Source organism: Cylindrospermum sp. FACHB-282, assembly GCF_014697195.1.
Lineage (GTDB): Bacteria > Cyanobacteriota > Cyanobacteriia > Cyanobacteriales > Nostocaceae > Cylindrospermum.
The window spans coordinates 16,555-34,983 of sequence record NZ_JACJRJ010000014.1 but is presented as its reverse complement, the minus strand read 5'-3'; the positions used below and the strand labels follow the sequence as shown (position 1 = coordinate 34,983).

Below are 18,429 nucleotides of genomic sequence, written 5' to 3'. Positions count from 1 at the left end.
AATTTTTCTCATCTCAGAACGTAATTCTATGGCTGAAAATCCCACATCCAACAATCCTGAATTATTCAGGGATTTGTCTGAGGAAGAACAAGAAATCCTAGTTGCAGGTGAGGCTAGCCTTTTCTATCAGCAAACTAATATTCAAACTACGGCAGAAAATACATTAAATCTGGGAGGTGGTGATGTCTCTTCACAAAAAAGTACCTATAATTTGTCACAAACTACCATCAGTTATTCCATAAAGTTGAATTTACCTACTTCCAGTCCCAGCGCTAATAGACGGAAGAATGTTCTGGGCAATTTCCTCATAAGTTTATTTTCATAGTTTGTACCTTGTAAAAAAAAGTATAAATGATGATAAAAGCGTAATTAATTCTAAGTAGGTTGGTGTAAATAATTCAAGGTTGGTAGTGAGCGGCTCTTAGCCCTCTCTATCTCCTGTGGTCGACCCTAGCTAGGCGTTGGCGATACGAAATGCTACGCGAACAAAGTAGGGCACAGAGCCGCTTGTTACGAGGTAATTTCAATATTTTTTACTTTACTTAACATGGTTTGATTTCTTTTCGCTTACTTACTTACTTACTTCTGCCCATCGTAAACAATAAAAGCAATATCAAACCTTGCTTTTAAAATTTTCATTCAACTTTGGATAGTATTAGCCATGAACCAAAAGTTAGATATTTAGCCGATTTATTTATCACCTTAGAATAGTTCATTTATTGAACATTTGGTTATTAATAATAAATAACAGGTGGTACATCATATTCATGTTATTTCAACCAACATTTATTTGTATCACCTCGATCTATCACGAATTGAGGTAATTCTATATGTCTGTTAAATCTTTTCAAACTCTCCAGCCTGATTTGTTCGTGGAGCTATCCACAGATCAACAGCAATTTATATCTGGTGGCCAAAGTGGAGGAAGTGGTGATGACTGTTACGATAGCTGTATGAAAAAAAAGAAAAGTAAATGCTGCTCCAAAATGTGCCACTAATTCTCCTAATGATTAAGGGCAAGTTGACAAAGATTAGGAAGTGAGTATTGTCAGGGTTTCAACTTTGCAATTAGCAAGAAAATACTCCTATAACTAGCTCAAAACTTGATTAATCTTGAGCTAGTTTAAGCGTGTATTTTGCTAGATTCTCTTCAGGTTATATAAGCAAGTGAGGTACATGATGATTTCAAATCAAACGATCACCTCTGATTTGCTTGTGGAGCTTTCCACAGAGCAACAGGAGCTTTTAACTGGAGGACGTAACGGTTGGCCTGGCGGTGGTCATGGTGGTGGTTGGTGGTAAAAAGATGACAAGGCCAGTTTTAACGGGCTTTTGTCTTAAATCGACAGAGTTTAAATTGGGCAATTAATAGGGATATGGTGAGACAAAATCTGTATCCCTAGCTCAAACTTAATCTGGTTTTGAACTAGTTTTAGGATTCTCATATATTCTGTTCAAAGATAAAATTAAAATCCCAAAAACCACAAAGATATATAACCAAAGCAACATTTAATTTAGAGAAAATAGATTTATAAATAAAAGTGCAGTCCTGAGAAATTTATGTATTAATAGAGGTGAATAATTTTGTCAAATCAAAACATTAACCCTAATTTGCTTGTGGACTTAACCACGGAACAACAGCAGCTTTTAGCTGGGGGATGTGGCAGCTACCGTAAGCCTAAATATCGCTACGTCAAACCTGTTGGCAACAATATTGCTAGCGCTGCTAATATTGGCAACAATATTATCAGCGGACCTGTCCACGGAAATGTCATCTTTACATAGTCCCTTTTAACACTGGTTACTCCAAGTTGCGGAGTTTGCTGGCAAATAAACAAAGTCTGTCTATGGGGACTTTGATAAAAGGCAGGTGATTAAGCTCAATTTAGTATTAACTTTCCCGGTTACAGCAACGCCTAAGTCGGGAAAGTTTATATCTTGTCAAACAATTTTGGATTTTAGATTTTAGATTTTAGATTGACCCCAGCAATCAAGTTAGAGGACTGACATTTTATTTTAGATTTTGGATTTGAGATTTTGATTCAATTCCATTATCCAAAATTTAAAATCTAAAATTCGGTCACCTGAATCTCACACTGGCGATCGCTCCCAAATCCAATCTTGTAAAATGGGATTAACTAACTCAGGCGCTTCATCTTGGGGACAATGCCCCACCCCTTCTAAAGGAATAAACTTTTGCACCTGGGGATAATTTGCTAACTCTCTACCCAACTCAATTGGTTCCCAAGGGTCAGCTGTTCCCCATAAGATAATCGCTGGACAGGGTAACAGTGGTAAAAGGTCTTCTGGTAAGGGCCCGCTAGAATAAGAGGTAAACGCCAGAAATACAGCCGCAGCCCCAGGATCACTTGCTGGTGACGTCAGAATATCTACCAACTCATCTGTCACTGTTTCCGCATTCGCATAAGCTTGCAGCAGAATCTTCCGTACTGTTTTCGGTTTAGCGACTTGATTGAAAAAGAACTCGCCAATCGGTTTAATAGATAATAGGCGTTGGAGCAAGGGCGCACCAAAACGACGAGACCAAGGTAGAGTTACCCGTTTGCGATCGTGCAACAGCCTGAGGGAACAATTAAGCAAGGCAACTCCTAAGGCAGTATCTGGGTTGCTCACCGCTGCTTGCATCACCACAATACAGCCAATAGAATTTCCCACTAAAAAAGCTGGTTCACCGACAACTTCCCGACAAAAATCTGCTAGTTGCTGTCCCCAGTTTTCCAGTGTGTAGGCAATTTCTTCACCTGGTTTAGGTTTAGCTGAAGCGCCAAAGCCAATCAAATCAATGGCATAAACACGGCAGTTTTCTGCTAATATTGGTAAATTTTTCCGCCAATGCCACCATGATGCACCAAAGCCATGTACCAGAACGACAGCTGGGCCAGCAGTTCCTTGGGTTTGATAGCAAATGGGGAAACCTTGCCAATTCCAGGTTTTGGTGGAAGTAACTGTGGTTTTGTTCGTAGATGTTGTCATAATTCGTTTTCAGAAAACAAAGCTTTGAATACAAGGCTGGAAAGACTTGAGCGACAGATGATGATCATCGCTATTTTTATTGTGATGAAAATCTTTAGCAATTTAAAATAAAAATTTAGATATGGCAGCGTCGCACTACCTGCCGCTACCCTAAGGCCTGCCCAGAATATACAAGTTAAATGTGGAACAGCTTATCTACAATTCATCAAAATCCCCAATCCCCTTTTTGAGCAAAATGGCATTAAGTGTGCCATGCTGAAATTAGCACCAGTATTATATTAAGTAGTTTCACAATTTACGGTGGTAAAATTGGGCTATAAAATAAGTTGGATATCAAGCATCGGCTAAGGGGTAGTTTGCAACTGGAAACTGACGCTGATTTTGACAAATTTTTTTTGTTCCTAGTTCTTTCGGGCGAAAGAAGATGACTCTACTAGAAACAATTGATGCTCCTGTTGGGAGTTATGCACCAGATTTTGAATTGCCAGGAACTGACAATCAAGTACACCATCTCAGCCGTTATCTAGAGAAGTTCCGCTCAGTCTGCGTCATTTCTATGTGCAACCACTGTCCTTATGTAGAGCTTTATCTAGACAGGCTAAAAAACATTCAAGCTGAATTTGCCCCTGGTGGCTTTACACTAATTGGGTTAAATGGCAGTGATGCTAATCATGAGTCTGGGTCAAATTTTGACAATATGAAAGCTTTTGCCCAGCGTTATGAGTTGAACTTCCCCTATCTGTGGGATTCAACCCAAGACGTAACCCAAAGCTTTGGGGCGATTACAACACCAACAGCTTTTTTAATAGATAGTGATGGTGTTTTGCGCTATAAAGGACAGATCGACGATCATCCCCAAGAGCAATCGGCGACGGGAGCGGATTATTTGAGAGATGCGATCGCTTGTTTGTTTACTCTTCAAGCAATACAGTTGCCGGAAACGGAACAAGTCGGGACTACATTAGTGTGGCGCAAGTAGACACAGATGGTCACTGTACTGCTATCTTAAATTGGAGGCAATTGCAACTTTTTTGATAAAGCGAAACTTCATGGGAACGAATTACCGACGGGTTTTACTTAAACTGAGCGGTGAAGCTTTAATGGGCAATATGGGCTATGGCATTGATCCAGAAGTGGTCAAAGGAATAGCCCAAGAAGTAGGAGAGGTGGTAGCCACTGGCGTTCAGCTTGCCATCGTCGTTGGCGGCGGGAATATTTTTCGTGGCGTCAAAGCGGCGTCAGCGGGGATGGACAGGGCAACCGCTGACTACATAGGGATGATTGCCACGGTAATGAATGCCATGACGCTGCAAGATTCGCTCGAACGCACAGGGGTACAGACGCGGGTACAAACTGCGATCGCTATGCAAGAATTAGCTGAACCGTATATTCGTCGTCGCGCCATCCGTCATCTTGAAAAAGGACGGGTGGTAATTTTTGGTGCTGGCTCAGGAAATCCGTTCTTTACTACTGACACCACTGCTGCCTTGAGGGCCGCAGAAATTGATGCCGAAGTGATTTTTAAAGCCACCAAGGTAGACGGAATCTACGATGCTGACCCTCATGTTTATCCTGACGCCAAACGGTTCACTAGCCTCACCTACGCCCACGTTTTAGCTAAAGACTTGCGGGTAATGGATAGTACGGCAATCGCCTTGTGTAAAGAAAATGATATCCCCATTCTTGTATTTGACTTAACGGTGCGAGGTAACATCCACCGAGCAGTCATGGGAGAATCTATCGGCACCCTTGTGGGAGGTTCTTGTGAAATTAGCTGAAGCTGAGAGTACGATGCAAAAAACCGTTGAGGCTACTCAACGAGCTTTTAACACGATTCGCACTGGTCGCGCCAATGCGAGTTTACTAGATAAGGTATTGGTAGACTACTATGGTTCACCCACATCCTTGAAATCACTAGCCAACATTAGCACACCGGATGCTTCGACGATCCTAATTCAGCCCTACGATCGCAGCAGTTTGAATATAGTTGAAAAGGCGATTTCTTTATCAGATGTGGGTTTAACCCCCAGCAACGACGGTTCTGTAATTCGGCTGAACATTCCGCCTTTAACAAGCGATCGCCGGAAAGAATTAGTCAAAATAGCTTCCAAATACGCTGAAGAAGGTCGGGTCAGCATTCGCAATATTCGCCGCGATGCTATAGACTCCATTCGTAAACAAGAAAAAACCGCCGAAATCTCCGAAGATGAAGCACGTGATCAGCAAGACAAACTACAAAAACTGACCAACAAATACACCGTCAGAATTGACGAATTGTTGGCAGAAAAAGAGAAAGACATCTCAACTGTCTAACCTGTTACCTATGAAACATGAAGGCTGAAGAATTTAGACATGATTCTTCAGCCTTCATTCTTTCTAAGGATGTTCACTGTAAAGTTATAAAAATTTGTAAACAATTACTGAATTTTTTTACCGATAGAACTACTAAATTATCTGGTAGTCGCGGTGAGGCAAAATAGATAATGGAACTGAAATCTAACAAGACATTGTAATTAGCAAAAATTATCAGCAAACTTACAACAAAATATCCTACTCATAGAGTATTATTAAACATGAATTAATCAAAGCAGCAGTTTTATAAACAAATATTTACTAAAAAAGAAATATTGAACTAAGTAAAACTGAATGCTAAATAATTTTCGGCATACCATCTTAAAATTCCGTTAAATTCCGGTCAGATAGGCTCTCCGTAGAATACAGAGATATTCAGAAAAATCAACTAATCCAGGAGCAAAAATTTAGCCATATGTACGACTGCATCATCGTCGGTGCTGGCCCAGCTGGTGGCACAGCAGCATATCATTTAGCCAAGCAGGGCCGCTCAGTATTAGTGTTAGAAAAAGAATCACTGCCAAGATATAAGCCTTGTGGCGGTGGTGTATCACCAGTAATCGCCCAATGGTTTGACTTTGACTTTAGCCCCGCGATTTCTGTGAAAGTAGACGAACTGCGCTTCACCTGGAAATTAGGAGACCCTGTAGAAGCGAAAATCGACATTAAAGAACCGGTCTGGATGGTACGGCGAGATGTTTTTGACCATTTCCTTGTGGAGCAAGCCCAAAAGCAAGGGGCACAAGTGCAAGACAATACAGCAGTCACAGGTATTGAATTTAAAGGCGACTATTGGCAAGTCAACACAGCCAATGGCCCAGTTACAGGACGTTACTTAATCGCCGCTGACGGTGCCAAAGGTTCAATGGCAAAATGGCTAGGCTTCAAAGACCGTAAACGCCGCCTAGCAGGCGCTTTGGAAGCAGAAGTAGAGGCTAATGTCGTAAATACAAACATGGCTCACTTCGAGTTTGGACTGCTCAAAAATGGCTATATTTGGAACTTTCCCAAAGCTGATGGTTATTCTATCGGCGTTGGTACCTTTATTGGCGGTGAACCCCAAGACTTTAAAAAGATTTTGGATGAATACGCCCAATCATTTAATGTCGATGTTAAAACTAGCAAACAGTATGGTCATCCCCTGTGCTTGTGGGATGGAAATCAAAAGCTACATACCCAAAATGCGGTATTGGCTGGAGAAGCAGCTTGTGTAGTTGACCCCTTTACAGCAGAAGGCATTCGCCCCTCTATTTTTAGCGGTTTGCTAGCAGCAGGAGCTATTAATGAAGCTCTTTCTGGTGATATCCAAGCTTTGGAAAAATACAGCGACGCCGTTAATGAACAATGGGGTTCTGATATGGCTTGGGCGCAAAAATTAGCCGGAGCATTTTATCGCTTCCCCGGTATTGGTTACAAAGTCGGTGTCAAGCGTCCCTCTGGTGCCCAAATCATGGGTAAGATTTTGTGTGGCGAATTGCGTTATGGCGATGTTGCTGGCCGCGCCTTGAAGCGTTTAATTCCAGGTTTTGGTTAATCCCCGGTTTTGGGGGTTAATGGCATAGCTTAGATTCCCGAATTTTCTGAGAATTCGGGAATCTTGTGATCATCAAGCTAAAGTCAACAACAGTTAAAAGATGAGCGATTTCTCTCAAACATCATCATTTCAGCAAGTGATTGAGGCTGTGGAAGTAATGGCTTTAGAGGAATCGAGAAGCTCTCCTAGACATTCTTCAAAAGCGCCTGTACGCCTCACGACGCTCTCAATTAGCAGGAGAAGTGCTGAAGTCCGTCAAGATTATGCTGAAGGTAAGGTTAAATTTGGTTCGGTTGATGATTTTTTAGTTCGGAGAAATCCTCACTTCTACCGAATTAGCATATATTTATTTCTCTTTGCTTTAAACTAAGTTGGCTCTACCTCTATTTTAATTGTGCAATGTTTCCCCGTCCGCGTAAAATAGCGGCATAACTAAATGTAATACTGACAAAGTCAACGAGAAATTGTAATTTTTTATTACAGACTTTTTTCTAACTGCTCGATTCCTTGAGTTACTTTCTCTGTTTCTGCTTCAACTTCTTCAATCTCTTTTTGGAGTTGAAACTTAATAGCAGCACCTGCTTGTGTGACTAATTCCCGTTGCAGGTAACTCAGCTTGTCTGTTAACATCTCATATTGTTGCTGGAGTCTTTCGAGTTCCTGTGAAATTCGCCGTCGTTTTCCAGCAGTCAGATTAGTTGTAGGGGAATTTGGCGGAGAAATTGTTGTTTCACCGGTAGCATTGGCAGCTATCTGCTGTATCTCTGGTTTGATATACAGAACTGGAGTCAAATGGGCTGGAATGCCTTGCAGTCTGATTTCTACACAACCGAACTTGAAAGCCTTATCTATGGTCTGTCCTGCACCCAACGCTTTGTAAAAACCAACTGCAAATGCGATCGCCGCTGTATCTTCAATTGCTTGATTCATCCCAATGACAAAGGGAATATGTTCTGCAATGGCTTTTGCTTGGGCTTCTGAATGGCAAGCATTCAACACTACACCGTTGATTTGATTAGCTACCAGTTCAAATAGTGCCCCTAGGGCTTCGGGTTGTACCTGTTGGTAATTTCCTAGTAAGTCTTCAAAGCAAAGCTCCCCGGCACTTGTTCCATGTCCAGAGAAATGTACAATCTGCGGCTCAACATCAAATATGGCTTGGCTGATATCTCCCGGACGTACAGACTCACGGGACTCGATCACAAATCTATCTCGCTCTTTAGCTAGTTGTAGTCGCTCCCGAATATCGCGCAACTCTTGCCCTAAGCGTAATCGCGCAGCATCACTGGGATCAGCTGCCAGAAAGAGAATCTTGATTTGACCATTACTGTTCATTTAGACGATTAACGAGAGTGTTAATTTTTTGAACATTTTCATTTTTACATAGGTCAAAGCAAGATTTATCACACAGTTTTTTTAGCCCTAGTGAATGGGTGAGATTTTTGACTCTGATCTATACCTATAAAAAAACCTGTGTCTATGGTAAAAATTGCAGAGCGTCCCTTTCTGAGGCGATTAGTACACGGTTGTGTGATCGGTAATCGCTAATATAGCTACTAATGGTAACTAGCATCCTACCCAAGCAGTGAAAAGAGCCATCACTAAGACCTCTAGCATTTCATATTCCAGAAATGCTAGTAAGGTATTGGCTGATGGCTCTAAAAATGTTACCAAAACCGACAAAAAAATCCGAAATAATTTTCGCAGAAATAAATTTCTTGCTTATTAATCAAGACTCTACTAGAATTGGTGACTTGTGCAAGCGACGCTCACAACAAATAATGAAAGTCTTTTTGCTTGTACTCATAAAGGAAGCAATTAGGACTTTCACAGCAGGTCTAATCGTATTTTTTGCCGTGACCCAAATTTTAAATTACAGTTGTTAGTTGGCTGTGGATATAGGGACAAGTTATCAAGCATTCACCTGAAACTTACCCCTATCACTAGAAGATTTTACTCTTCATCTTCTAATTCTTCTTCGTCAACCTCGTCGGAGTCTATATCTGGCGCGGTTAATTTTTTATCGCTTTCACCAAGTTGAATCAGGTGAATATGCTTGTAACCCAACCTAATTTCAAACTCATCACCAGGCTTTAAGCCCATTGCTTTGGTGTAGGTAGCACCAATCACAATCTGACCATTTTGGTGAACACTAACCCGATATGTTGGTTCGCGACCACGGCCATCTTTGGGTGCTTCCGGACTGAGAGGAATGCCTCTAGCCGATAGCAACGCATCATAAAAATCGGTGAGATTGACGCGAACTTGGTTATTTTTAGTAACGGTGTAATAGCCGCACTGTTTGGCTCTTTCTCGTCGTGGTAAAGTGGAAAGTTCTTTTACTTTAGCAAGCAGTGCTTTTCCGGTTAACGGCGCGGTTGCAGTTTCTGTCATTACGCTCAAAATTTCCTTAATCTCTCCAAACTGATAAACTATGTCGTCTCATGCCAGTATTTGGCTTTTTAGCATCTGCACAGAGCGACTGAGAACCCTAGGGTGAGGGGTGAATTCCTGCTGATAGGCAGCCCAAGTGCCTCTATTATGGTTTTCCACAACAGGTTAGATGTCATGGTGGCCACAGACATTAATTTTGGTGATTTTACGGCACTTTTAACCATTATTCGCCATCGAAAATGAAATTTTTTTCTCTTTTGGCGCTACTGTAGCGGTGTAACTTTAAGCCACCTTTACAAATTGGGTTGGTTCTACTACAAATAAGTCGTAGCAGCCGATAAATAGCAGGTTTTTCACTTTCAGTGCTGACCTTCATTGCCCTTGAGTTGTAGGGTTGTCCCTACTCATCCTCTCAAGCTGAGGACAGCATAGTATTTGAATCTGGACTTACGGACATACACCCTTTTGTCCTGCCTGTAGAGACGTGAATTTTCTGATCTCTACATTACGAAGAAACAAAGCGGTAGCAGCCGCGCTTATACGGCTATTGATACTGGTTTTGTTTCTTAGTAATTTTATATTAAATACTAGCATGGACTAATAATAGCAAAATAATTGTTTTAATTTGAATTAAAGTCTTTGGTAAACTTTTATCTAAATTCCTGGACTTGGGTGGGGAAAAAGCGATGTGGATTTTTCTCATGCTCTATTGCCTAGAGAGTATTGCAGTACAGATTTTATCAAAATTCATCTAATTTCGACGCGCAGTTTTGACCTGTGAGTTAAATTCCAGATTTTCTTGATTGAGAGCAGACAAAAAGCCAAAAGTCTCCCACGTCGAGGTTTCACGGCGTGAAAACTTTTCAAGACAGCAGTGAGGATTTTGCTCACTGTTTATTACAATCAGGCAACAAGCTCTCAAAGTATTCTGCACGTCTGTCTAGGGGAAGAATAAATTTACCACATTTGCCTGGTACTTGATTGCCGTCACCAGATGAAAATCATCGGCTTTAACAGGAATATATAACCAAAATTTTTCCTCTTTGCTATCCCTTGAGGCATTTTCTAGCCATGACTTGACTCAAGCTGACATCAAGATGTATTGATAACTTAATGTGTATTTTATTTGCATATTTTCGCTATGCAGGTAATGAAGGCAAGTCTCTCTCTGGTGGAAACCCCTCTTGCTTACACTGCTAAACAGCTCCCATTAAAGGCAAGGAGTTGATTACTTTGTTGCTGTTGGGCATAGACTTGGAGATAAATGTGGCCGACTGCGCTTCTACAACTAAAATTTTAATGGTTATCCTTAAACTAGAATTCAGTAGCTCTTTGCTCATCAGCCTATCAACAGCTGACGTTGAATAAAGAGCAACAAGAGTATGGCTCATTTTTAGCAACCGTCTGTCTGTACTCTTGATTTCTGAGGCAGGTGGGGTTTGATTAAAGTTATCCTTTCATTGGCGGTTCCTGATCCAAAATCTACTCGTTAGATGCCTCAACTCGGTGCTTTTTGGCGGCTTCACCCAAGATTTTGTGTGAAAACGAGATTATATAAGCCGCCTTCGGTGCGTTGGAACCGCCAATGAAAGGACAGGTTTTTTCCAAGGGCAATTTCAAGATTTTGGTTGGTGGCTATGGAAGTTCTTTTTAAAGTTATTCGGCAGCAACAAAATTCTTCCCCTATTGTGCAAACTTACCTTTTGGAGGCGGAACCAGGCAATACAATCCTGGATTGTCTCAATCGGATTAAGTGGGAGCAAGATGGGACTTTGGCATTTCGCAAAAATTGTCGCAATACCATTTGTGGCAGCTGTACTATGCGAATCAATGGGCGTTCGGCTTTAGCTTGTAAGGAAAATGTTGGCAGTGAACTTGCTAGATTACAACAAATCCCATCGCCGAAATCTCAGGACAAAGCTATTCCAGAAATTACGGTGGCTCCTCTAGGGAATATGCCTGTAATTAAGGATTTGGTCGTGGATATGAGCAGTTTTTGGAATAATCTCGAAGCAGTTGCTCCTTATGTGAGTACAGCAGCGCGACAAGTACCAGAAAGAGAGTTTTTGCAAACACCACTAGAGCGATCGCTTCTAGATCAAACTGGTAACTGTATTATGTGCGGTGCTTGCTACTCTGAGTGCAATGCTAGGGAAGTTGATTCAGATTTTGTTGGCCCCCATGCTCTGGCTAAAGCTTATCGGATGGTGGCAGATTCCCGCGATAGCGACACAGAAAAGCGTTTAGAAAACTATAACGAAGGTACTAAAGGCGTTTGGGGTTGCACCCGTTGTTTGTATTGTGACTCAGTTTGTCCAATGGAAGTGGCGCCATTAGAGCAAATCACTAAAATTAAACAGGAAATTCTTGACCGTAAACAAGCCAGTGACAGCCGCTCAATTCGTCACCGCAAAGTATTAATCGAGTTGGTTAAAGATGGTGGCTGGATTGATGAACGTCAATTTGGTGTGCAAGTTGTCGGTAACTACTTTCGCGATCTCAAAGGATTGCTGAGTCTTGCACCTCTAGGCTTGCGGATGATTGTTCGGGGTAAATTCCCCCTTTCATTTGAACCTTCTGAGGGAACTGAACAAGTGCGATCGCTCATTGAATCTGTGCAAAAAACCGAGTCTTGAGTCCTTCCTAAGTGAGCAAGAAGTTAGAACTTCTCCCCCCTTACCCCCTGCAAGAACTGCCAGAAAGCAAGAACTGCCTCTTGCAACAGTGCTCACCTCGGATCTTGAGGTATATTCAACGGTCTTCCAAAACGGTCATAGACTAAAACATCCCACTGTCCATTGTCACTAGACTCAAAGGCAATCCTACTACCATCAGCGCTAATTGTAGGGTTGCCAACTTCTGCTGGCAAATTAGCAGTCAAATTCCGCGATTGGCGTGTTTCCCTGTCGTAGAGGAAAATAGACTTGCGACCCTGACGACTAGAAGCAAAAACAACATAACGTCCATCCTCAGACACACTAGGATGAGTGGCGATCGCATCTAAAGAATTTATTCCTGGTAAATCCACCAAATTCCGAGTCAGTGTATCAAACAGATAAACATCTTGGCTACCCCGGCGGTCACTAATAAACACAATATATCTCCCAGAAATTTGGGGATTTAATTCTGAAGCCAAACTATTCAGACCCCGACCACCGGGATCAAACGGATAACTCAACAGACGCGGGTAGCCAAAACACCCAGTTAACAAACTAGAACATAAAAATAAAGCAATTGGTAATTGGTGAGTCAGCGCGGTCTTGGGGGTTTCCACGCCACGTGCTTTAAGCCGGGGAACCCGTCCAACGCAGTGGCTCCCCATGAGCGACTGACGAACCCCGGAGGGGTAATTGGTAATTGGTGAGTCAGCGCGGTCTTGGGGGTTTCCCCCATGAGCGACTGACGAACCCCGGAGGGGTAATTGGTAAAAGTTAATTCTCCTCATCTTCCCGATTTCCTTGACTATGGTGGGGCTACAGTTGCACCATTAGGAATATCTAACTCAATATTGGGGCCTCGGTCTAGTACTTCAATATCCCACTGACCACGGCTGGCGGTTTCAAAGACAACATAACGTCCATCAGGGCTGATATTGGGATTTCTGACCCAGCCGCGATAGATCGGCGTGAGGATTTGCGACTGTTGGGTAGCGCGATCGTAAAGTGCCACCACTGGTCTACCTTGGTCGCTGGTCAGGTAAGCAATGTAACGCCCGGTATAACTCAGGCTAGGGCTTTCAGCAATTGTCTCTGGTCGATTTAACCTTGGTATGGGAATAAAGCTTTGCTGTTCTAAGTCGTACACCAGCAACTGCTGATTACCATTGCGATGAGATACAAACGCTAAAAAACGGCCATTTCCACTCAAAGCAGGTTGCTCCTCAGTGTAGCGACTGTTGAGGGAAGTAGACCCTAAAGGAATCTCATTAGTACCACAAGATACAAGCAAACTTGTTAAACCAAAAACCAGGCTCCAATGAAGTGGTCTTTGGAGCCAAAATATAGACGTATTTTTATTCACCTCAACTGTTTTCCGTCGCCTCTAAGCCTGACTCTACACCAAATGATTTAAATGTCGTCGTTAAAATCGGTCGAATTATCAGGCTCGTCATTTAGCTTTTCAATCGGGTTGTATGGTACGTATTCAGTTGGTATCGCCTCATCATCCTCCCGTTCTCTCCGAGGAGCCGAGTCAGCAGGTGGACGACGCCTTCTCGGTCTAGGAGTGACATTATCTTCGCGATTTTCTGGACGCTGGGGTCTGTTATTACCACCACGGGCATTCCTTTTGGTTTCTGTACCCGAACTATCCCAATCATCTACTTCCCTAGAATTCGTAGAACCCCAATTTTCTTCTTGATTACTCTCAGTTGGACGGTTGACAGGACGCCCAGAACTAGGACGACGCCTTTTGTCTGCTACTTCTGGCCTTTCCCTACTGTTGCGGCGTTCTGAACGACGGGGAGTTTGATCTTCGTAGTAGTCATCACGAGTTGAACGCTCATCCCTGCTACCTGGAATCCGCCGACGTGGGGGGCGCTCCTCCTCTTCATAAGGCAGTGGGTCTAAGTCTGCATCCATCTCAGCCTCATAATTTCGCCGCTCGCTGTATTGATAGCGATCGCTCACCGGTCGGTCTTCGTCCACAATCGGAGTATTGCGCTTGGCTTGTTGAGTAGCTATACTTCGCAGGCGAATACTTTCAACCGCAAAAAACACAGTTGTGCCAACCAAAAGCAGCTGACCAAATTGGAGAATCGGGTCTAACCGCCATCCTTGGAAGATGAGAATAAAGCCGCAGAGTAACCCCACAGCCGCGAAAAAGATATCTTGATCTCGTGACAACTCAGGACGTATAGTGCGGAGAAAATACAGAGCTGCCCCAGCCACAGCCAGGAAAATTCCCAGAAAAGTGGCTGGAGTTGCCCCTACATTTACCTGACCCAGAATACTGGCTGAGTTCAGCCCAAAATTTATCATTACTGTTTTCCCAACATCAAATCTATGTTAGCGAGTCACAATTAAAATCACTACTCTAATTAGAAGCAATATATTGAAGCTTCAAAGCATCTGGCAAAGAAGCTCTGAAGCCGTTTACCGCCATTGAGGATTAGGGCTTAGAGATTAGACCGATTACTCAGTACCCAGTCTCTAGAACCCAGTAACCAGAGTCAAACCGACTCCCCCAAGCATTAAGAACGCTGGATTTTATCTTTCTGGCTAATGAAAATCAGACCAACTGTCGCAGGGATCACCACAATTGCAGTACCCCAAAGAAGACTCCAAAGAAAATTTGCTAAAGAAGGGGTCATAGTTCTCAACCTTTTTTTACACAGTTCATCTTAATTTTAATGGTGTATCACTTTCTTGAGAAGCCTTTATCTGTGAGCAACCAAACTTAGGACAACTTTTCATAAATTCCTAGCACTAATCGCAACACTGCCGTTAACCACATCAGCAACTTTGCTTCTCTATTCCCGGAGGAAGTGACAGGATTTGGTTAAAATTAGAGAGAGAATGCTTTACAAAGCTTAAAATTTCTAGGCTCACGAATTTTTTCTTCCTTCACAGATAGTAGCTCAAACCGATGACTGGTGTTAACGTGACTGCTTTGATTCTCGGCCTTGTGTTGGGACTGATGATATTTTTGTTTATTTTCCGCATCATTCTCACTTGGTATCCGCAAGTGAATCTGAATCGGTTACCCTTTAACCTCATAGCTTGGCCCACAGAACCCTTTTTATTGCTGTTGCGAAAGCTAGTACCACCCATAGGCGGCGTGGATATTACCCCCATCATTGGGGTGGCAATCTTCAGTCTAGTACGAGAAATTTTGCTAGGTCAGCAAGGATTACTAACCATGCTGTCTCGGTAATGGGTAATTGGGATCAAGATTCTCAGATTAAAGGATTAACATGATTGATTTGAGGATGATCAAGATTAAGGAGTGCTCATCCAAAAATCCTTAAATCCTGATTGGTAATGGGTAATTGGCTCAAGCGGCACAGGGACAAGAGTTAGGGTGAAAAGGAGAGGATTTTTTCCCCAACCCCCAATCCCTGACTATTGCCCTGAGTTGTTCATCTCCTGCACAAAACTGGTATAGACATTACCCTGCAAAAATTGCGGGTTTTCCATAATTCTCTGATGAAACCCGATGGTGGTAGGCAGTCCAGTGATGGCACATTCCCGTAAAGCACGTTTCATGCGGTTAATGGCAGTGTGTCGGTCTGGCCCCCAAACAATTAACTTACCAATCAGAGAATCATAGTAGGGCGGAATTTGGTAATCTGTGTAGACATGGGAATCAATGCGGACACCAGGCCCTCCAGGGGGGAGATAGCCACTGATCCGTCCAGGAGAGGGGCGAAAATCATGGTCAGGATCTTCGGCATTGATGCGGCATTCAATTGCATGACCCTGTAAAACTACTTGCTCTTGGGTCAGTTTCAGTCTTTCCCCTTGGGCAATGCGGATTTGTTCAACAACCAAATCTATCCCGGTAATCATCTCCGTTACGGGATGCTCAACTTGAATCCGGGTGTTCATTTCCATAAAGTAGAATTTACCGGATTTATCAAGGAGAAATTCAATAGTACCTGCCCCGGTGTAGTTAATGAACTGGGCAGCTTTCACCGCAGCTTGTCCCATTTTTTCCCGGAGTTCTGAGTCAAGAGCAGGGCTGGGGGCTTCTTCTAGTAGCTTTTGATTCCGGCGCTGAATTGAGCAATCTCTCTCACCCAAGTGGATGACATTACCGTAGTTATCCGCCAAAATTTGAAATTCAATGTGGCGGGGACGTTCGATAAATTTTTCTATATAAACGCCGGAATTACCAAAAGCTGCTCCGGCTTCCCCTTGAGCAGCTAGAAAAAGTTTGACGAATTCGTTTTCCTCTCGCACCAGCCGCATACCCCTTCCACCGCCACCGGCTGTGGCTTTGATCATCACGGGATAGCCGATATCCTTGGCCAGTAGCAATCCTTCTTCCTCAGTTTCTACCAACCCCTCACTACCAGGCACCGTTGGCACCCCAGCCTTTTGCATGGTTTCTTTAGCTGTAGATTTATCGCCCATCCGTCGCATGGCTTCGGGGGTGGGGCCAATAAAAGCAATATGATGGTCGGCACATATTTCCGCAAACCGGGCATTTTCTGCCAAAAAGCCATAACCAGGATGAATGGCGCTGGCATTGCGCGTCAAGGCTGCGGCAATAATATTGGGAATATTCAAATAACTTTTACTGCTGGCAGGTTCGCCAATGCAAACCGCTTCATCAGCAAGTTGGACGTGGAGGGCGTTACGGTCAACAGTGGAGTGAACCGCAACAGTCGCAATTCCCATTTCTTCACAGGCTCGGAGAATGCGAAGGGCGATTTCTCCCCGATTAGCAATTAATATTTTGTCAAATTTCATTTTCTAGCTTCGATATCATTACCAGTCGATTGACATTCTCTCCCATCCAGTTGAAATAACGCTGTGGCATTACTTCAAATTATCATCAAGGGCGGCTTCCCAATAGGATCGGGCTTGCTGCCTCCACGAGTTCTCACTAGACTAACAACATTGTGGCTGTAAGTCCTTGCCAAATTCCCGAACTCGTCGGCTGCTGTGATCTTGCACAATGTTGCTCACAGTCGCTCTACTCTTTTTAATATCACTGTCGCTACTAGATTTCTGTCAGTCTGATATCCGCATTGAGAAAATTTGGAAAATATTTCACTTCAATTGCTTTTTATGCTATATTCTATATTTAGAGAAACCCTGCGGATGTGGCGGAATTGGTATACGCGCACGCTTGAGGTGCGTGTGGCTTTGCCTTGCGAGTTCGAGTCTCGCCATCCGCATTTTTTTTAGTGCTGAGTACTGAAAAGCCAGTAACTTGGGTTGCCACTGGCGTTACCGAGCGCTAAGTTGGGAGAAATGAGTGAGAAGTCCCGGAATCAGGATTTCTCCCCATTTTCCAGCTTTTGCACAACTACTTCACCGAATTTCTTCTGGCTTGCTGTTGGGACGCCAGTTTTTTTGTGCTTTTATAGAGATAGGTGAAGTTTTGTAAAAAACATTGACTACTACTGTTAAGCCAACAAACAATTTAACACTGCCAGTTGCTTGGCATCGCTTGACTCCGATTTGGGAAGGTGGGGAGGAACTCCGGCAATCAGGTTTGCCTCACACTCAGCTGGCACCAACTTGGCAAATGCTGCTTTTAGGCGATGGCTCCCCAACAAGGCATTTACAATTGCTTACGGGTGAGCCTACGGAAGTGGATGTTATTGATATGTCTTTCCTTGGCATGGACTCAGATAATGCACCTCAGCTGATCCAAGCTGTACCTGGGCCACGACTGCGGCGACAGGTGTGGCTGCGTACTGCCTCTGGTCAGCGACTGGGTTACGCCTCTTCATGGTGGGAAGCGAGTCATGTAGATGAGTATTTGCAAAACCGTTCGTTACCGATTTGGGCGAGTTTAGCTCGTGTCCGCACAGAATTGTATCGAGATGTTCAAGGAATCTACTACGGTTACTCTGAGGCGCTACAGTCAGGCTTTGATGAGACTGGGCCTTTTTGGGGTCGCCATTACTTATTTTGGCATCATGGGCAGCCTCTAACCTTGATTTATGAAGTTTTTTCGCCTTATTTAACTAAATATTTGGGGCCGATGCAACTAAGTGCTAGATGATCAAAAAAGCTCGTGGTCAGTACTTTTTGTGCTGATTAATATTTAATTTCAGCTGCTAAAGCGCTATTATACACCTGAAAATTGGGACTAAATATGGATAATATAGGCATTTTTAGGCAAAGATGCTGATTTATCCCTGATTAGTTATTTTTTATTTGCTTCAAAAGAACGGTGCTTTTTCTGAAAGTTGATGATGATATCTCCCAAGGGCTTGCAGATGGAGAGAAACTTTTCTGGGAAATCATCAGCGAAATTCAACAAACCATGGTAAAAGTAACTAACCACAAAAACACTTTTTTTAAAAGTGCTGGAAAGGTTGATTACCGAAGTATCAACAATATCCAGGGTGGAAAAATTTATCTATTTAATTAGACCAAATTGCCAGAAATAGTATTATTTGCTTCAGATATAGCTACACTATGGCTCTGACATCAAACAAAACTGACATTGGCAACTTGGTATTAGCTGAAGAA

The 18,429-nt window shown here is 43.0% G+C and carries 20 protein-coding genes and 1 tRNA gene; 13 read left to right on the top strand and 8 right to left on the bottom strand.

Annotated features, from left to right (window positions below):
• Positions 1 to 28 precede the first annotated feature (28 nt).
• The 3 genes from H6G32_RS09670 to H6G32_RS09665 all read left to right on the top strand — a co-directional run bounded on the left by H6G32_RS09670 (position 29) and on the right by H6G32_RS09665 (position 1,785).
• Positions 29 to 325, top strand: a complete 297-nt coding sequence (locus H6G32_RS09670) for a hypothetical protein (protein ID WP_190457526.1) — start codon at positions 29 to 31, stop codon at positions 323 to 325.
• A gap of 851 nt (positions 326 to 1,176) precedes the next feature.
• Complete coding sequence (locus tag H6G32_RS27075; RefSeq protein WP_255502415.1) at positions 1,177 to 1,302, top strand: hypothetical protein; 126 nt, start codon at positions 1,177 to 1,179, stop codon at positions 1,300 to 1,302.
• A 282-nt stretch (positions 1,303 to 1,584) separates the two neighbouring features.
• Positions 1,585 to 1,785: a hypothetical protein gene (locus tag H6G32_RS09665; RefSeq protein ID WP_190457525.1), complete on the top strand. Its 201-nt coding sequence runs from the start codon at positions 1,585 to 1,587 to the stop codon at positions 1,783 to 1,785.
• Between the two features lie 306 nt (positions 1,786 to 2,091).
• Here the strand turns inward: H6G32_RS09665 and H6G32_RS09660 are convergent, their stop codons facing one another.
• Positions 2,092 to 2,994 (bottom strand): alpha/beta fold hydrolase, encoded by a 903-nt coding sequence (locus H6G32_RS09660; protein ID WP_190457523.1) that lies wholly within the window; start codon positions 2,992 to 2,994, stop codon positions 2,092 to 2,094.
• Positions 2,995 to 3,418: 424 nt separating this feature from the next.
• On the opposite strand from H6G32_RS09660, the gene H6G32_RS09655 reads away from it, so the two are divergent.
• The 5 genes from H6G32_RS09655 (at position 3,419) to H6G32_RS09635 (ending at position 7,250) form a co-directional block, all read left to right on the top strand.
• Positions 3,419 to 3,973: a thioredoxin family protein gene (locus tag H6G32_RS09655; RefSeq protein ID WP_190457520.1), complete on the top strand. Its 555-nt coding sequence runs from the start codon at positions 3,419 to 3,421 to the stop codon at positions 3,971 to 3,973.
• Positions 3,974 to 4,043: 70 nt separating this feature from the next.
• On the top strand, positions 4,044 to 4,772 hold the full coding sequence (gene pyrH, locus H6G32_RS09650) for a UMP kinase (RefSeq protein WP_190457519.1): 729 nt from the start codon (positions 4,044 to 4,046) through the stop codon (positions 4,770 to 4,772).
• Positions 4,759 to 5,307 carry a ribosome recycling factor gene (gene frr, locus H6G32_RS09645; protein WP_190457517.1) on the top strand — a complete coding sequence of 183 codons (549 nt, stop codon included), beginning with the start codon at positions 4,759 to 4,761 and terminating at the stop codon, positions 5,305 to 5,307. Before pyrH ends, frr begins: the two co-directional genes overlap by 14 nt.
• A gap of 454 nt (positions 5,308 to 5,761) precedes the next feature.
• Complete coding sequence (locus tag H6G32_RS09640) at positions 5,762 to 6,880, top strand: geranylgeranyl reductase family protein (protein ID WP_190457515.1); 1,119 nt, start codon at positions 5,762 to 5,764, stop codon at positions 6,878 to 6,880.
• A gap of 100 nt (positions 6,881 to 6,980) precedes the next feature.
• Positions 6,981 to 7,250 carry a hypothetical protein gene (locus H6G32_RS09635; protein WP_242046542.1) on the top strand — a complete coding sequence of 90 codons (270 nt, stop codon included), beginning with the start codon at positions 6,981 to 6,983 and terminating at the stop codon, positions 7,248 to 7,250.
• Between the two features lie 107 nt (positions 7,251 to 7,357).
• On the opposite strand, the gene H6G32_RS09630 is transcribed toward H6G32_RS09635, so the two are convergent.
• Positions 7,358 to 8,215, bottom strand: coding sequence for a CHAT domain-containing protein (locus H6G32_RS09630; RefSeq protein ID WP_190457513.1), 858 nt, complete (start codon positions 8,213 to 8,215; stop codon positions 7,358 to 7,360).
• Positions 8,216 to 8,833: 618 nt separating this feature from the next.
• Positions 8,834 to 9,274 (bottom strand): AbrB family transcriptional regulator, encoded by a 441-nt coding sequence (locus H6G32_RS09625; protein WP_190457511.1) that lies wholly within the window; start codon positions 9,272 to 9,274, stop codon positions 8,834 to 8,836.
• A gap of 1,637 nt (positions 9,275 to 10,911) precedes the next feature.
• Here H6G32_RS09625 and H6G32_RS09620 point away from each other — a divergent pair.
• Positions 10,912 to 11,910: a succinate dehydrogenase/fumarate reductase iron-sulfur subunit gene (locus tag H6G32_RS09620; protein ID WP_190457509.1), complete on the top strand. Its 999-nt coding sequence runs from the start codon at positions 10,912 to 10,914 to the stop codon at positions 11,908 to 11,910.
• A gap of 92 nt (positions 11,911 to 12,002) precedes the next feature.
• Here the strand turns inward: H6G32_RS09620 and H6G32_RS09615 are convergent, their stop codons facing one another.
• The 4 genes from H6G32_RS09615 to psbX all read right to left on the bottom strand — a co-directional run bounded on the left by H6G32_RS09615 (position 12,003) and on the right by psbX (position 14,585).
• A complete protein-coding gene (locus tag H6G32_RS09615) occupies positions 12,003 to 12,596 on the bottom strand; it encodes a TolB family protein (protein WP_375539796.1) in 594 nt (197 codons plus the stop codon).
• A 140-nt stretch (positions 12,597 to 12,736) separates the two neighbouring features.
• Positions 12,737 to 13,294 (bottom strand): TolB family protein, encoded by a 558-nt coding sequence (locus H6G32_RS09610; protein ID WP_190457506.1) that lies wholly within the window; start codon positions 13,292 to 13,294, stop codon positions 12,737 to 12,739.
• Positions 13,295 to 13,341: 47 nt separating this feature from the next.
• The gene (locus tag H6G32_RS09605) at positions 13,342 to 14,253 is read right to left on the bottom strand and encodes a Ycf66 family protein (RefSeq protein WP_190457504.1); all 912 of its coding nucleotides are present in this window, start codon (positions 14,251 to 14,253) and stop codon (positions 13,342 to 13,344) included.
• 212 nt (positions 14,254 to 14,465) lie between these two features.
• Positions 14,466 to 14,585 carry a photosystem II reaction center X protein gene (psbX, locus tag H6G32_RS09600; RefSeq protein ID WP_174709687.1) on the bottom strand — a complete coding sequence of 40 codons (120 nt, stop codon included), beginning with the start codon at positions 14,583 to 14,585 and terminating at the stop codon, positions 14,466 to 14,468.
• A gap of 275 nt (positions 14,586 to 14,860) precedes the next feature.
• On the opposite strand from psbX, the gene H6G32_RS09595 reads away from it, so the two are divergent.
• A complete protein-coding gene (locus tag H6G32_RS09595) occupies positions 14,861 to 15,148 on the top strand; it encodes a YggT family protein (RefSeq protein ID WP_190457502.1) in 288 nt (95 codons plus the stop codon).
• A 188-nt stretch (positions 15,149 to 15,336) separates the two neighbouring features.
• On the opposite strand, the gene accC is transcribed toward H6G32_RS09595, so the two are convergent.
• A complete protein-coding gene (gene accC, locus H6G32_RS09590; RefSeq protein ID WP_190457501.1) occupies positions 15,337 to 16,689 on the bottom strand; it encodes an acetyl-CoA carboxylase biotin carboxylase subunit in 1,353 nt (450 codons plus the stop codon).
• 350 nt (positions 16,690 to 17,039) lie between these two features.
• Between accC and H6G32_RS09585 the strand changes: the two genes are divergently transcribed.
• The 3 genes from H6G32_RS09585 (at position 17,040) to H6G32_RS26520 (ending at position 18,328) form a co-directional block, all read left to right on the top strand.
• Positions 17,040 to 17,120 (top strand) — tRNA-Leu (locus H6G32_RS09585).
• Positions 17,121 to 17,338: 218 nt separating this feature from the next.
• Positions 17,339 to 17,956 (top strand): chorismate lyase, encoded by a 618-nt coding sequence (locus tag H6G32_RS09580; protein WP_190457499.1) that lies wholly within the window; start codon positions 17,339 to 17,341, stop codon positions 17,954 to 17,956.
• 171 nt (positions 17,957 to 18,127) lie between these two features.
• Positions 18,128 to 18,328, top strand: a complete 201-nt coding sequence (locus H6G32_RS26520) for a hypothetical protein (RefSeq protein WP_206757961.1) — start codon at positions 18,128 to 18,130, stop codon at positions 18,326 to 18,328.
• Positions 18,329 to 18,429: the final 101 nt, after the last annotated feature.

Coding starts and splice junctions, on each gene's coding strand:
- H6G32_RS09670 (WP_190457526.1), top strand. CDS start 29: ATGGCTGAAAATCCCACATCCAACAATCCTGAATTATTCAGGGATTTG.
- H6G32_RS27075 (WP_255502415.1), top strand. CDS start 1,177: ATGATGATTTCAAATCAAACGATCACCTCTGATTTGCTTGTGGAGCTT.
- H6G32_RS09660 (WP_190457523.1), bottom strand. CDS start 2,994: ATGACAACATCTACGAACAAAACCACAGTTACTTCCACCAAAACCTGG.
- H6G32_RS09655 (WP_190457520.1), top strand. CDS start 3,419: ATGACTCTACTAGAAACAATTGATGCTCCTGTTGGGAGTTATGCACCA.
- pyrH (WP_190457519.1), top strand. CDS start 4,044: ATGGGAACGAATTACCGACGGGTTTTACTTAAACTGAGCGGTGAAGCT.
- H6G32_RS09640 (WP_190457515.1), top strand. CDS start 5,762: ATGTACGACTGCATCATCGTCGGTGCTGGCCCAGCTGGTGGCACAGCA.
- H6G32_RS09635 (WP_242046542.1), top strand. CDS start 6,981: ATGAGCGATTTCTCTCAAACATCATCATTTCAGCAAGTGATTGAGGCT.
- H6G32_RS09630 (WP_190457513.1), bottom strand. CDS start 8,215: ATGAACAGTAATGGTCAAATCAAGATTCTCTTTCTGGCAGCTGATCCC.
- H6G32_RS09625 (WP_190457511.1), bottom strand. CDS start 9,274: ATGACAGAAACTGCAACCGCGCCGTTAACCGGAAAAGCACTGCTTGCT.
- H6G32_RS09620 (WP_190457509.1), top strand. CDS start 10,912: ATGGAAGTTCTTTTTAAAGTTATTCGGCAGCAACAAAATTCTTCCCCT.
- H6G32_RS09615 (WP_375539796.1), bottom strand. CDS start 12,596: ATGGGGAGCCACTGCGTTGGACGGGTTCCCCGGCTTAAAGCACGTGGC.
- H6G32_RS09605 (WP_190457504.1), bottom strand. CDS start 14,253: ATGATAAATTTTGGGCTGAACTCAGCCAGTATTCTGGGTCAGGTAAAT.
- psbX (WP_174709687.1), bottom strand. CDS start 14,585: ATGACCCCTTCTTTAGCAAATTTTCTTTGGAGTCTTCTTTGGGGTACT.
- H6G32_RS09595 (WP_190457502.1), top strand. CDS start 14,861: ATGACTGGTGTTAACGTGACTGCTTTGATTCTCGGCCTTGTGTTGGGA.
- accC (WP_190457501.1), bottom strand. CDS start 16,689: ATGAAATTTGACAAAATATTAATTGCTAATCGGGGAGAAATCGCCCTT.